11 protein-coding genes and 3 pseudogenes are annotated in these 13,319 nt (G+C 52.5%); 5 read left to right on the forward strand and 9 right to left on the reverse strand.

What is annotated here, in order from left to right; all coding sequences use genetic code 11:
• Window positions 1-64: 64 nt before the first annotated feature.
• A complete protein-coding gene (locus GJ1_RS04490) occupies window positions 65-886 on the reverse strand; it encodes a basic amino acid ABC transporter substrate-binding protein (protein WP_066229044.1) in 822 nt (273 codons plus the stop codon).
• Between the two features lie 408 nt (window positions 887-1,294).
• Between GJ1_RS04490 and putP the strand changes: the two genes are divergently transcribed.
• On the forward strand, window positions 1,295-2,752 hold the full coding sequence (gene putP / locus GJ1_RS04495) for a sodium/proline symporter PutP (protein WP_066229047.1): 1,458 nt from the start codon (window positions 1,295-1,297) through the stop codon (window positions 2,750-2,752).
• Between the two features lie 50 nt (window positions 2,753-2,802).
• On the opposite strand, the gene GJ1_RS04500 is transcribed toward putP, so the two are convergent.
• From GJ1_RS04500 to GJ1_RS04520, 5 genes are all read right to left on the reverse strand, one after another.
• Entirely contained in the window at window positions 2,803-3,693 is an 891-nt protein-coding gene (locus tag GJ1_RS04500) for a carbon-nitrogen hydrolase family protein (RefSeq protein ID WP_066229049.1), read from the reverse strand.
• 254 nt (window positions 3,694-3,947) lie between these two features.
• Window positions 3,948-4,763: a pyridoxine/pyridoxal/pyridoxamine kinase gene (gene pdxK, locus GJ1_RS04505; protein ID WP_066229051.1), complete on the reverse strand. Its 816-nt coding sequence runs from the start codon at window positions 4,761-4,763 to the stop codon at window positions 3,948-3,950.
• Window positions 4,764-4,802: 39 nt separating this feature from the next.
• Entirely contained in the window at window positions 4,803-5,012 is a 210-nt protein-coding gene (locus tag GJ1_RS18960) for a Uma2 family endonuclease (protein WP_066229054.1), read from the reverse strand.
• Window positions 5,013-5,200: 188 nt separating this feature from the next.
• Complete coding sequence (ald, locus tag GJ1_RS04515) at window positions 5,201-6,334, reverse strand: alanine dehydrogenase (protein ID WP_066229059.1); 1,134 nt, start codon at window positions 6,332-6,334, stop codon at window positions 5,201-5,203.
• A gap of 117 nt (window positions 6,335-6,451) precedes the next feature.
• Complete coding sequence (locus tag GJ1_RS04520; RefSeq protein ID WP_066229061.1) at window positions 6,452-7,690, reverse strand: PucR family transcriptional regulator; 1,239 nt, start codon at window positions 7,688-7,690, stop codon at window positions 6,452-6,454.
• 127 nt (window positions 7,691-7,817) lie between these two features.
• Here GJ1_RS04520 and GJ1_RS19370 point away from each other — a divergent pair, with 127 nt between their 5' ends.
• Window positions 7,818-7,946 carry an isocitrate/isopropylmalate family dehydrogenase gene (locus GJ1_RS19370; protein ID WP_167346085.1) on the forward strand — a complete coding sequence of 43 codons (129 nt, stop codon included), beginning with the start codon at window positions 7,818-7,820 and terminating at the stop codon, window positions 7,944-7,946.
• Window positions 7,918-8,157, forward strand: a pseudogene (locus GJ1_RS04525) (isocitrate/isopropylmalate family dehydrogenase); the annotation flags it as partial. The gene GJ1_RS19370 and the pseudogene GJ1_RS04525, both read left to right, overlap by 29 nt.
• Window positions 8,158-8,803: 646 nt before the next feature.
• Here GJ1_RS04525 and pstC read toward each other — a convergent pair.
• From pstC to GJ1_RS18975, 3 genes and pseudogenes are all read right to left on the reverse strand, one after another.
• Window positions 8,804-9,373, reverse strand: a pseudogene (pstC, locus tag GJ1_RS04530) (phosphate ABC transporter permease subunit PstC); the annotation flags it as partial.
• Window positions 9,374-9,962: 589 nt separating this feature from the next.
• Window positions 9,963-10,289 (reverse strand): annotated as a pseudogene (locus GJ1_RS19395) (stalk domain-containing protein); the annotation flags it as partial.
• A 59-nt stretch (window positions 10,290-10,348) separates the two neighbouring features.
• Window positions 10,349-10,669 (reverse strand): hypothetical protein, encoded by a 321-nt coding sequence (locus GJ1_RS18975; RefSeq protein WP_245629334.1) that lies wholly within the window; start codon window positions 10,667-10,669, stop codon window positions 10,349-10,351.
• A 409-nt stretch (window positions 10,670-11,078) separates the two neighbouring features.
• On the opposite strand from GJ1_RS18975, the gene GJ1_RS04540 reads away from it, so the two are divergent.
• Together GJ1_RS04540 and GJ1_RS04545 are read left to right on the forward strand one after the other, a co-directional pair.
• A complete protein-coding gene (locus GJ1_RS04540) occupies window positions 11,079-12,275 on the forward strand; it encodes an MFS transporter (RefSeq protein WP_066229066.1) in 1,197 nt (398 codons plus the stop codon).
• A 224-nt stretch (window positions 12,276-12,499) separates the two neighbouring features.
• Window positions 12,500-13,319: glycosyltransferase family 2 protein (locus GJ1_RS04545; RefSeq protein ID WP_066229068.1), on the forward strand; the 820-nt coding region annotated here is incomplete at its 3' end.

The raw sequence follows: 13,319 nt of genomic DNA on the forward strand, positions 1-13,319 counted from the left end.
TCACCTTTCTCTACGAAAAATGCGTAACTAGCTAACAGTTACGCATTTTTCCGTGTTCGTGCGCTTATTGTTGTTGTGTTAAGCGTGCCATATTCGGCTCTTTGCCGAACCATTTTTTGTAAATTTCAGCATATTTGCCGCTGTCCATCACTTTCTTTAATGCCTCATCCACTTTCGCTTTCAATTCGCTGTCTTTCGGGAAAATCATGCCGTAATATTCGTAAGTAAAGTTTTTCGGATCTTCAATGACTTTCAATTTCTTTTTCGGATTGTTTTTCACATATTCATTGGCGACGGCGTTGTCGGTGATGACCGCTTCCACCCCGCCGTTTAGCATTTCCATAATCGCGACCACGGTCGTTTCAAACTTTTTAATATGATTGCCTTTGCCAAACAGTTTTTCTGCTGCTTCTTGACCGGTTGTAGAGTTTTGAACGCCGATCGTTTTCCCTTTTAAGTCAAGAGCGTTTTTCACCGGGCTGCCTTCTTTGACTAAGATCACCTGCGTCGCTTCAAAATAGGGGGTGGAGAAATCATACGTTTGTTTCCGCTCATCGGTGATCGTAATCCCGGAAATGCCCATGTCGATTTCTTTGCTTTGCAGCGAGGCAAACAGCGGATCCCAGCCGACGTTTTTCAATTCATAATCCAAGCCGGCTTCTTTCATGACCGCATCGAGAAGATCGGCGTCAAACCCAACGATTTTCCCTTTTTCCATATACTCAAACGGCGCAAACGCCGCATCTGTTCCGACGACGATTTTTTTCTTTGCTTCCCCGCCGCCGCTCGATGACGAGCTTGTCTCCGTCGACTTGCCGCCGCAGGCAGCGAGCGCCATCAACAACGCGGCAACGACGGCCACGATCAAACCTTTCTTCTTAAACATCGTATAAAATCCCCCTTCGGAATCATTGTCGATGAACGATTATCATACTATCAATATTTTTGTGATTATGCAATAGGTTTTATAAAAATAATTGTTTGAACATTTTGGTACTACCGTTTAAAAGGGGAAATGTATGTTTTTTCAAGGATTGAAGGGCGATCTCCTTGAATTTATATGGATAATATAGTTTTACATGCATTTTTATAAAATAACTTTTACAAAAGAAAGACATGAATGGTAGATTCTGAATTTATCAAATATTATACCAAAAAGAGAATAAGACGGGCAATGGGTTTATCAATTTGTTGTTTATATGAGGAATGGAAAAAATAAATACTATTGTGTAAATACTATCAACTTCGTTATGATGAAAATGGTGACAAGACAGCAAAGGAAAGGAGAGTTGATATGGTTTTATTTTCGGTCATTGTTTATTTAGTCGGCATGCTTTGGATCGGCTATTGGGCGTATAAACGGACGGCGAACTTGTCCGATTATATGCTTGGCGGCCGGACGCTCGGGCCGGCGGTGACCGCGTTAAGCGCGGGCGCTTCCGATATGAGCGGCTGGTTGCTCATGGGGTTGCCGGGGGCAATGTATTTGGATGGGGTGAGCGCTGCTTGGATCGTCATCGGGCTGACGCTCGGCGCCTATGCAAACTGGCTGTATGTTGCGCCGCGGCTGCGCGTCTATACGGAAGTGGCGAACGATTCGATTACCATTCCCGAGTTTTTGGAAAACCGTTTCGGCGATCGGACGAAATTGTTGCGGATGGTGTCCGGGATCGTCATTATGGTGTTTTTTACGTTTTACGTCTCATCCGGCCTTGTCTCGGGCGGCGTGCTGTTTGAAAACTCGTTTGGCGTCAGCTACCATACAGGTTTGTGGATCGTTGGCGGCGTTGTGGTCGCCTATACGCTGTTTGGCGGCTTTTTGGCTGTCAGCTGGACGGATTTTGTGCAAGGGACGATTATGTTCATTGCGTTGATTCTGGTGCCGGTGGTGACGCTGTTCCATACAGGAGGGCCAGTGGATACGATCAAGACGATTCATGACATTGACCCGAATTTGCTGGATTTATGGAAGGGAACAAGTGTTCTTGGCATTATTTCGTTATTCGCTTGGGGGCTCGGCTATTTCGGCCAGCCGCACATTATCGTCCGCTTTATGGCGATCAAGTCGGTCAAAGAAATGAAAAGCGCCCGCCGCATCGGCATGGGTTGGATGATTTTCTCGGTTGTTGGGGCGATGTTGACGGGGCTTTTTGGAATCGCTTACTTTTCACAGCGCGGCATGAAGTTGGATGACCCGGAAACGGTATTTATTAAGCTCGGGCACATTTTATTCCATCCGATTATTACCGGGTTTTTGCTGGCGGCGATTTTAGCGGCCATTATGAGTACGATTTCGTCGCAGCTGCTTGTCACCTCAAGCTCGCTGACGGAAGATTTGTATAAAGTGCTGTTCCGCCGCTCGGCCTCAGATAAAGAGCTTGTCTTTGTCGGGCGCCTGTCGGTGCTGTTAGTCGCCATTGTCGCAACGGCGTTGGCGTACACGAAAAACGACACGATTTTAAACTTGGTCGGCTACGCCTGGGCGGGCTTTGGCGCGTCATTCGGCCCAGTCATTTTGTTAAGCTTGTTCTGGCGGCGGATGACGAAATGGGGGGCGCTCGCCGGTATGGTCGCCGGGGCGTTGACGGTCATTCTTTGGACGCAGTCGGCGTACTTAAAAGGTTTGTTGTATGAAATGATTCCGGGGTTTGCGGCGAGCTTGGCCGCCATCGTTGTCGTCAGCCTCTTGACGAAGGCGCCGGAAGGAAAAGTCGCTGAGCAGTTTGACCGGTTTAAGCAATCGCTGTCATGAACGAAAAAACAGGGTGTCCCTGTCGCGGGGGCACCCTGTTGTTGTTGCCGCTATTTGATGTCGTCCCAGTCTGGGTACAAATCGGTGCGCCGGTCGCGCCATGTCGCGACCGATCCTTTTTCCCGGACTTTGCGAAGGAGCGCCAAGTCGAGGTCGGCGGTCACGACCATGTCGTCGTTGACCTCGCCGGCTGCGAGCACGCCGCCGGGCGGGAACGGGATGTCGTTTGGCGTGATGACGGCCGCTTGGCCGAAGTTGGCGCGCATAAAGTCGACCGTCGGGAGCGAGCCGACCGTGCCGGTCGTGACGACATACACTTCGTTCTCGATCGCCCGCGCGTGGCAGCAATACCTTACGCGGTAAAACCCGTGCCGGTCGTCCGTGCACGACGGACAGAAGATGACATCCGCCCCTTTGGCGCGCGCCAGGCGGACGATTTCCGGAAACTCGATGTCATAGCACGTCAAAATGGCGATCGTCGCTTTGTCCGTTTCAAACACATGCACACCGTCGCCCGGGGCGATGTTCCATTCATTCACTTCTGTCGGGGTGATGTGCAATTTCGCTTGCCGGTGAATGCGTCCGTCCGGCGTGAACAAATGGGCGACATTGTACAGCTTGCCGTTTTGGCGGATGACATGCGTGCCGCCAATCAGGTGCATGCCGGTCTCTTTGGCGAGCGACGTAAACAGCTCAATGTACTTTTCTGTATAATCCGGCAAGTCGTCAATCGTCGCCGCCCGTCCGCCATCAAGCGGAATCGAGAGCAGCTGGGTTGTAAAAAATTCCGGAAACAACACAAACTCGGCGTCAAACTCTTGCGCTGTTTTGACGTAATGCGTCACTTGCGCAGCAAACTCGTCAAATGAATGAATGGTATGAAGATGATATTGGACAGCCGAGACGCGCAATGGCGGCACTCTCCTTTCTTCTCCTCTCATCACATATAATCTCCATTTTACCATAAGGAAACCGGTCTGGCGCATCCATTTTCCCCGCCGACAGGACAGCCGCAGGAGGCGAAAACGAGCGGCGGAGTTTTTTTGGGAGGCCGGGCGGGCGCGAATGACGCCGCTTCCGGTGGATGCGCACAATCGTTTGATGACAAAGACAAGGCCGAAGCGATGGCCCGGATGGGTCAACAACGCATCCCGATGGGGCATCCTTCATAAAAAACATAAGGCCAAGGCCTTGTCTATTTGCCTTCGTAGCGGCGATACGCGCCGTGATGCGTCGGGCCGACGTATTCGTTTAATGGGAACGAATGGCGGATCGCTGCGGTGATGAACGCCTTCGCGGTCGCAATGGCGTCTTTCACCGGACGCCCTTTGGCCAGCTCGGCGGCGATGGCGGCCGAGAACGTGCAGCCCGCTCCGTGCGTATACGTCGTTTCAATCCGCTCCGACTCGAGCAGCTCAAACGTTTTCCCGTCGTAAAGGACGTCGACCGCATAGTCGTGCGGAATTTTCCGCCCGCCTTTGACGATGACGTATTGGGCGCCAAGCTCATGGATGCGCCCAGCCGCTTCTTTCATATCTTCGATCGTCTCAATGCGCGGCAGGCCGGCCAGTTGCGCCGCTTCAAACAAGTTCGGCGTCACAACCGTCGCTTTTGGCACGAGCGTTTCGCGGTAGCACACCGTATTTTCCGGATGAAGCGGCTCATCCGCCCCTTTGCAAACCATAACTGGATCGACGACCGCATTTTTCAACCCATGTTTTTCGATCGTCCGCGCCGCTAGCTCAATGATGTCGGTTGTCGGAAGCATTCCTGTTTTTAAGGCATCAATCCCGACGCCGACGATGATCGTCTCTAGCTGGGCTTCGATCGTTGCGAGGTCGACGGGGAACACTTGGTGCGCCCAGCGGTTGTGCGGATCCATGGCGACGATCGTCGTGATTGCTGTCATTCCGTAGACGCCAAGCTCTTGGAATGTTTTCAAATCCGCCTGCAGTCCGGCGCCGCCGCTGCTGTCTGAGCCGGCGATCGTTAATGCTTTTGGCATCGTCATCGCGATCACTCTCCTTTATCCTTATATCATGAGTTCGACTCAAGATCGAAACAGTTGTTCCACATCGACCGCAAATCCCTCGAGCACGCGTGGACATGCGATGCCGGTTTCTTTCCAGACGTCCAGTTGTTCGTATTGCCCTTCCTCGTTCAATGAGTAGATTTGAACGATATGGCGCATCGGATTGACGATCCAATATTCGTTGACGCCGTATTGCATATACAGATTCAATTTTTCCGGAAAGTTCACAAAACCACCTTCTTTCCCAGCTTTACATGTTATTATACAATGCCCGCCTTGCCGGAAGAAAACGATTTTGCATGACGAACTGATACAAAAAAAGCCGCCCATAGTGGGCGGCGGTCGATCCATGATAGAGAAAAACAGCAATGAACATGCGGCCAGCAACGCGCTTTGCCGGCCGCGTCAGCCAGCGGTTAGTTGGCAGTCAACGTTTTTCCGAGCGCTTCGAGCGCAGGGACGTAGCGATAGCCGAGGTCGCGGGCGACCGCTTCGTACGTAATTTCGCCGTTGGCGACGTTGACGCCGCGTTCGAGTGCCGGGTTGTCGGCAATGGCTTGGATGACGCCTTTGTTGGCAATTTGCAAGGCGTATGGCATCGTGACGTTTGTTAAGGCGATAGTTGACGTGCGCGGAACAGCGCCCGGCATGTTGGCGACGGCATAATGGACAACGCCGTGTTTGACGTACGTCGGATCATCGTGCGTCGTGACGTGGTCGCTCGTTTCGACGATACCGCCTTGGTCGATGGCGACATCGACGATGACCGAGCCCGGCTTCATCGCTTTCACCATGTCCTCGGTGACGAGCTTCGGCGCCCGAGCTCCGGGGATGAGGACAGCGCCGATGACAAGGTCGGCTTCGGCGACCGCTTCAGCGATGTTCATCGGGTTGGACATGAGCGTCGTAATTTGGTTGCCGAAAATATCATCGAGTTCGCGCAGGCGGTCGGCGTTCAAGTCGATGAGCGTGACATCTGCCCCAAGACCGATGGCGACTTTCGCCGCGTTCGTGCCGACGACCCCGCCGCCGATGATCGTCACTTTGCCGCGGGCGACGCCTGGGACGCCGCCAAGCAAAATGCCTTTGCCGCCGTACGGTTTTTCTAAAAATTGCGCTCCGATTTGCGCCGCCATCCGTCCGGCGACTTCGCTCATCGGCGTCAACAGCGGCAGCGTGCGGCCGACTTGCACCGTCTCATAGGCGATGGCGATGACGCCGCTTTCTTTTAAGGCGCGCGTCAACTCCGGGTCGGCCGCTAAATGCAAATACGTGAATAAAATCAGCCCTGGCCGGAAGTAGCCGTATTCGCTTGGCAGCGGCTCTTTCACTTTCATCACCATATCGGCTTGCGCCCAAACGTCTTCGGCCCGTTCGATGATTTGCGCCCCGGCGCGGGCATAATCGTCATTGCCGAAACCGCTTCCAACACCTGCGTCTTTCTCAATCAGCACCGTATGTCCTGCCTGAACGAATGACAAAACGCCAGCCGGCGTAATCGCGACACGGTTTTCGTTATTTTTGATTTCCTTTGGCACTCCAATGATCATGGATATCGTTTCCTCCTCGTCAGAAGTGGCCTTACTTATAGTATAAAAGAGAGGAAACAGGCCCGGCATTGTTCAAAACCGAGAAAGAAGCGCCCGGTTTTTGTGGATTTCCACAAATTAACCGCGCGCTTCATATTTCGCTAATTTAATATCAATATATAGTTTGATTTTTTGGTTCATATCGGTCATGTCGATTTCGGCAATGTCGGTGATCCGCTTGAGCCGGTAAGCGAGCGTGTTCGGGTGGACATTGAGCGCGTCGGCGGTTTCTTGCACGTTTTCGTTATGGTCAAAAAACGTTTCAAACGTTTTCACCAAATCGCTATGATGTTTGCGGTCGTACGATTGCAGTTTCTCGAGCGCCGGGTTGGCCCATTCCCCTTGCCGCTTTTGTTCAAGCAAAAAGTCGAAAAATTGATAAATGCCAAGCTGGGCGTAGCCGTAGACCGACCGGATCTCATCGCCGAACTTTTCCTTGAACGCCAACACGGCGAGCGCTTCGCGGTAGCTTTTTTCAATGAACCGATAGGCGCCATACACGCCGCCAAACCCGCATTGCACGTCGTGGATGTGAAACCGCTCTTTCATTTTGGCGGCGAACGACTCGATGAATCCGTTCAGCTCTTTCAGCGGTTGATCGGTCGTTTTTGGCGCCGCCAGCAAAATCACATCGCGGCCGTCGGTCGTATAAAGAAGGAGCGGGAGTTGTTGGGTCGTTTGCAGCAGATAGGAAATTTGCCGCTCCATTTCGACGGTCAAATCGGCGGCAAAGCGGAAGACGACAACGGCAAACTGCGGCGCGGCCGGGATTTGCATGGCGGCGAGATGAGCGCGGATTTCGTCCTCTGTCGCGATGTGGCCGGTAAGCAATTTCCAAAACAGTTCCTGCACCCGCTCTTCTTTTTTGTTTTTGCGCATATACAGCTGCAGCACCTTGTTTTTCGCCGTTTTCGCCGCCAGCTTCAGCCATTCCATCTCTTCAGGAGAGAGGGTGCGGTTCGTCTCAAGCACCCAAATGAAGCCGATCACCTCGTCGTTTTTCCAAATGGAGACGGCGACGCGGCTGCCGAGGCCGACGTCTGGAATCGGTGGGACGCGCACCGGCTCGCGGCTTTTGAGCAGCGCCGGGATGGTGCCTTGTTTCCATAAGCTGTTGATCACTTTTTCCGGCACGCGCCGGCTGATGATCGTCGCCGTCCGCGCTGGGTCAGTGTAATCGTCATGGGCGCTGTAGGCGATGAGGCGGTGGTTCGCATCTTCGATCGTCACCGGACATTGCAGCACATCGCTGACGCGGTCGGCAAACTCTTCAAGACTGTCAAACTCCCCGCGGAATGGGTCGGTGTAGTGTGACATGCTTTGTTCCCTCGCATCGTCCATAGGATTGTAGCTTCATTTTACCATAATGTATTCTGATGAAGAGGAATGGTTGTGCTTCTTGTCGAATGAACAAAAGGGAGTGATTCGACAAGGAGGGGCAACGGTGAACAAATGGGAAATCGCCGTCATTCCTGGCGACGGCATTGGCAAGGAAGTCGTGCCGGCGGCGTTGGATGTGTTGAAAACGGTGGCCGATGTGCATGGTCAACGGCAAATACCCGTCGATGTTTGAACCGGTGCACGGCTCGGCGCTTGATATTTACGGCAAAGGGATCGCCAACCCGATCGGGCAAATTTGGACCGCGAAAATGATGCTCGACCATTTTGGCGAAGAAGAGCTCGGCGCCCTCTTGTTAAAAACGATCGAGGATGTCACCGCCGATGGCGTCAAAACGCCGGATCTCGGCGGCACGGCGACGACGAAAGAAGTGGCCGAGGAAGTGACGCCGATCATCATCACGAATGGCGATGCCCTTGAGAACCTCGAGAAAAAAGCTGAGGGAGCGGCGGCAAAAGGGGGCACGGTCTTATTTCAAGTGAAGATGAAATAAGGGCGGCGAAGGAACACTTACTGTGCGGTTTTTCCCGCATCCGGACGACATGGTGCTCACGGGCGTCTTCAAAGTAGATATTGAGGGATAGGGATTACAGTAACAAATAAGCAACCAAGGCTGCCAAAAAGTTTTTGGTGTTTAGTGGTTTTTTATTCGGTATAAGCGAGAGATTGAAACAAATTCCCACTTCAAGCAAAGCTAAGTGGGAGTAGTTCACAGAAAAGATTGGCGAAAAGAAATAAATGCCCCTTCTAAGTGAGAAGAAGGTGTCCCAAAAGGATCGGGACACCTTTTCTTATTACCGTGTGTATAGGTATACGCATAAAACAGATATGTTGTGCCATGTTGAACGAAGAACCGCCTTTTAAGACAGCCTCTTTTCTAGCGTCAGGCTGATCGATGAATCGATGCTCCCTTTCCCCAAACAGCCGCTTTGTCGGAAAAATGGGTCAACGCGACTTTTTGCGTTGTGTAAGCCACAGCGGAAAACGGACGGCAAAGCTAAGGAACAACACGATCACCACGAGGAGGGCGGATGTTTTTTGGGCAATTTGGACGGGGTGATCAAGTCAAATCCAAATTGAGCTACGTTGCTGATCACCATCACCACGGCCATGGTTTCGCCGATGGCGCGCGCCATACCTAGAATGACAGCGGTTGCAATGCCTGACTTCGCAGCTGGGAGTATCACTCTGACGATCATTTGGAACGTCGTTCCTCCAAGCGCGTAATTCGCTTCCCGCCATTCGTTCGGAACAGCGCAAAGGGCATCATCGGTGATGCGGGTGATGGTCGGTAAAACCATAATGGATAATACGATAGCCGCAGCGAGAAATCCATCGCCGACCGGAGCGCCGGTGAGTTCCCGGATCCATGGAACGAGCAGGGTGGCCCCTAAATAGCCGTAGACGATCGATGGGATGCCGACCAATAAATCAAGCAGTGTTCGGAGCCATTGCCGCAGCCGTGGCGGGGCGATCTCCGCGATAAACACCGCTACACAGATGGAAATTGGCGTTGCGATCAACAGCGTCACGAAGGTTAAATACAATGTCCCCACGATAAAAACGGCAGCTCCATATTTGTCGTGTTCCGGATCCCAACGTTGTATCAATCGAATCAACATCGGTTTTTTGGTCGTCGGTGTAGTTTGTTTTTCCTTCATTGGCAACCGTGTACAACAGCTTCGTTCCATCCGGGGATAGACGAAGGTCGGTTTTATATTTTACTTTGTCGTCGAGCAATTTATTGATGACACCTGTATCTACGGAAACGACAGCGATTGCATCATTGTTGCTTCCGTAGATGCAATAAAGCAAGCGGCTGTCGCTGGACCAAACGAGATCGGTTTTCACTTCATCGTCATCGCCAATTGGTTTGACGGTGTTAGAAGTCAAATCAATGACAAACAAATGGCCGTTTTCATCGACATAAGCCGCTTTTTTCCCGTCAGGCGACAGAACAAGATCCATTTGGTCGATGGACCGAAGGGCAGTTCTCGAACGAGTGTCCACCAACAGCGAAACGGAATCGTTTGGACGGCTGATGAGCAACGTGTTTTGGTCCACCCATTGTGGCTGTATGCTCGTTCCTTTGATCAGCCCGGCGGTGGCGATGAACCGTCCTTCGCTCTCTCCTCCTAATGCGTAAACGACCGAAGGAAGGTCGGCATACGGCACCCCTTTTTGGATGAGTGGTGCGATCGGCATAGTTATTTTTTTGCCGTTGGCGTTTAATGTATAACTAAACGGATGGAAGAGAACTGTACGCTTGTCCTTTGTAATTTTAATCATGTTTGTTTTTTTGTCGACGTGGACGGCGGCGCCAAAAGAGACGGCAATATCGTACACCGAATAAAAAGATGCACGTTGGAAAGTGACGCCATGAATCACGCGCGGAGAGCCATTAACCTCCCACGTTTCGCTAAATGGACGCAAGCTGCCGAATGTCGAGACGATAGCAATCCCAGCTTCTGTTTGCCATTGGCCGCCAAGGAGCGCAGCGATTGGTTTGGCATCCACGTATAGCTCTTTTCCTGAGCGCTGTGGAGCAATGGCTAAAGAGATTGGTTTTCCATTGACTAATGCCGTTTTTTTCCGGCCTGGAAAACGATGCGCACCTCCGGAGATGTGCGGCGGATTTCGTACCGTTGATGTACCTTGTCATACGTATAATTGGCGGAAAACAGCTTGGCTAAATCGCTCGCCGCAAATAAGGCAACTCCCGAATGGTGAAGCGAACGGACGGTGGCCAATTTTCCATTGACATTCACGGGATAACGGGAAATGACAATCTTCTCTGAAGCTGTTGCATAAACATGTCCATCGAGGCTTGTCCACGGTAATGGCGATCCAGCAAGCAAAGCAGTCGCCATAACTGTCCCGGCGATGATTTTCTTCATTAATGACCCTCTTTTCTTCTTTTCGCCTTGAAAGTGAAGCCGGCGCAATCAATATTGGCGATGATCCTCCTTCCTGCATAAGAATTAAGAATTTTTTCCTAAGCATAACCGATTATATTTGAAAAGTATGAAGGCAATGTTTTGTTTTGTTTGAAATTTATTAATATTGTGTGTAATTATTGTGAATTTATGGGATGAAAGCAATGTGTAAGGGCCGTTCCGATTTGAACCACATCATTGAATGAGAGGTTCCACCTCTTTTTCTTGCATAGCCACGAAAGGATTGCCGGCCAAAAGGCGGAAAAAAGTGCTGGAAAAGAAAATCAGAAGGGCATACTGGTTCACAGGCGGGCTATCTTCTTTTATAATGAAAATGTGTCTTGACACTAATAATGACAGGAGGATACACATGAACGAACCGACGATTTCCCAGCGCAAGCTGTTAGGCATCGCCGGCCTTGGCTGGCTGTTTGACGCGATGGATGTTGGCATGTTGTCGTTTATTATGGCTGCCTTGCAAAAAGACTGGAATTTGACGGCCGGGCAAGTTGGCTGGATCGGCAGCGTCAACTCGATTGGCATGGCGGTCGGGGCGCTGTTGTTCGGACTGCTTGCCGACCGGATCGGCCGGAAAAACGTTTTTATTTTCACATTGTTGCTGTTCTCGCTTGGCAGCGGGTTGTCGGCGCTGACGACGACGTTGGCGGCGTTTTTGGCGCTCCGCTTTTTGATCGGCATGGGGCTTGGCGGCGAGCTGCCGGTCGCGTCAACGCTCGTTTCGGAGGCGGTGCCGGCTGCCGACCGCGGCCGGGTTGTCGTGCTGCTTGAGAGCTTTTGGGCGGGCGGCTGGTTGCTGGCAGCGCTCATTTCCTATTTTGTGATTCCGGCGTACGGCTGGCGGACGGCGTTATGGTTGGCGGCGGTGCCGGCGCTGTACGCCATCTATTTGCGCCTCCGCCTGCCGGATTCGCCGCGGTTTGCGGCAGCGCGAAAAGAAGAAACGGTGTGGAATAACATCGTCAAAGTATGGTCCGCTCCGCATCGGAAAGAGACGATCATGCTTTGGGTGCTTTGGTTTTGCGTCGTCTTTTCGTATTACGGCATGTTTTTATGGCTGCCGAGCGTCATGGTCATGAAAGGGTTCAGCTTAATTAAAAGCTTCGAGTACGTGCTCATCATGACGCTGGCGCCGCTCCCGGGCTATTTCAGCGCCGCATGGCTGATCGAGCGGGCCGGGCGGAAGTTTGTGTTGGTCACCTACTTGCTTGGCACAGCATTGAGCGCCTACTTTTTCGGCACGGCTGAGTCGCTCGTCGGGCTGATGGCGTCCGGCATTTTCTTGTCGTTTTTCAATCTCGGCGCTTGGGGAGCGTTGTATGCTTATACGCCGGAGCAGTATCCGACCTCAATCCGCGCGACCGGAGCCGGCATGGCGGCGGCGTTTGGACGCATCGGCGGCATTTTTGGCCCGCTGTTGGTCGGCTCTCTTGTCGCCCAAGGCGTGTCCGTGACGGCCATTTTCACACTGTTTTGCTTGTCGGTTCTCGTTGCGGTCTTGGCGGTCGCCGTGCTCGGAAGCGAAACGAAGCAACAAGAACTTGCTTGAATGAATTTGTTGTCCGGAAGTTCCGAGTCGGACGTCCTGATGAGGGGGGGCTGATTTTTGACCGCGGCATCCGCCAGGGGCGCTCCGAAGTTGACAAACGAACGGTGGGGGCGATACCTTAAGGGTAAGCCCCTTTTTTATTTTGGAAAAAACGGACCGGCGTGCGTCAAGACTGGTTCGTGAACGCCAAGGGGAAAGCCAGCGCGAGAGGCGGTGAATCGATTTTGCGTCCGTCCGTGTCCGTCGTCATTCCGACGTATAATCGCCTATATCCGCTTGCCGAGCTGCTTGAGTCGTTAAGCCGGCAGACGTACAAGCCGTCTGAGGTCATCATTGTCAACGATGGCGGCGAGCCGGTTCATGATGTCGCCGCCTTGTACCCGGAGCTCGACATCCGTGTCATCGACCGCTGCGACAACGAAGGACATGTCGCGGCTCGCAATGAGGGCGTGAAGGCGGCGCGCAGCGAACTCATTATGCTTTGCGACGACGATGACCTAGTGTTGCCGTGCCATCTCGAGCGGATGGTGGCGGCGCTCGAGCATGCGGACTTCGCCTATGCCGATGCGGAAATTGTCCGGTATCGGATGGAAAATGACCAACGCATCCCAACCGCCCGTTTTTTGTTTGCTTATGAGTATGATTTGGAAGCGATGCGGACGTTTTCGACGTACGTCCCGTCTGGAAGTTTGTATAGAAAATCGCTCCATGAAGAGATCGGCTGCTTTGACCGCGCTGTCCACCATTATTGGGATTGGGACTTCTTTTTGCGCGCGGCGGCGGTATGTCGCGTCACCCGTGTCGCGGCGGCGACCGTTTTGTATGCGTTTGGGGAGGACGGCGACAATTTGTCGCGACAGCTAGACGACAAGCGGCGTCAGTATTTGCGGCGGCTTTGCGAGAAGCACGGGCTTGGCGAGTTGCCGGTGAAAAACTTTTGGCTTTTGCTTGACGAGCCGGAAGTCGCGAAGCGCCGGGCGGACAGCGAAGTCATTTGGGACGGGAAGCCAGTCGTGTCGCGGTTTTGGATGCAAAAAAGGCAGG

It is taken from the genome of Geobacillus jurassicus NBRC 107829, assembly GCF_001544315.1.
In the GTDB taxonomy this organism is placed as follows: Bacteria; Bacillota; Bacilli; order Bacillales; family Anoxybacillaceae; genus Geobacillus; species Geobacillus jurassicus.

What these genes read in the sequence shown, in the direction of transcription:
- GJ1_RS18975 (WP_245629334.1), bottom strand. Translation starts at nt 10,669, where the DNA reads ATGAAGAAAATCATCGCCGGGACAGTTATGGCGACTGCTTTGCTTGCT.
- GJ1_RS04490 (WP_066229044.1), bottom strand. Translation starts at nt 886, where the DNA reads ATGTTTAAGAAGAAAGGTTTGATCGTGGCCGTCGTTGCCGCGTTGTTG.
- ald (WP_066229059.1), bottom strand. Translation starts at nt 6,334, where the DNA reads ATGATCATTGGAGTGCCAAAGGAAATCAAAAATAACGAAAACCGTGTC.
- GJ1_RS04500 (WP_066229049.1), bottom strand. Translation starts at nt 3,693, where the DNA reads ATGAGAGGAGAAGAAAGGAGAGTGCCGCCATTGCGCGTCTCGGCTGTC.
- GJ1_RS04540 (WP_066229066.1), top strand. Translation starts at nt 11,079, where the DNA reads ATGAACGAACCGACGATTTCCCAGCGCAAGCTGTTAGGCATCGCCGGC.
- putP (WP_066229047.1), top strand. Translation starts at nt 1,295, where the DNA reads ATGGTTTTATTTTCGGTCATTGTTTATTTAGTCGGCATGCTTTGGATC.
- GJ1_RS04520 (WP_066229061.1), bottom strand. Translation starts at nt 7,690, where the DNA reads ATGTCACACTACACCGACCCATTCCGCGGGGAGTTTGACAGTCTTGAA.
- pdxK (WP_066229051.1), bottom strand. Translation starts at nt 4,763, where the DNA reads ATGACGATGCCAAAAGCATTAACGATCGCCGGCTCAGACAGCAGCGGC.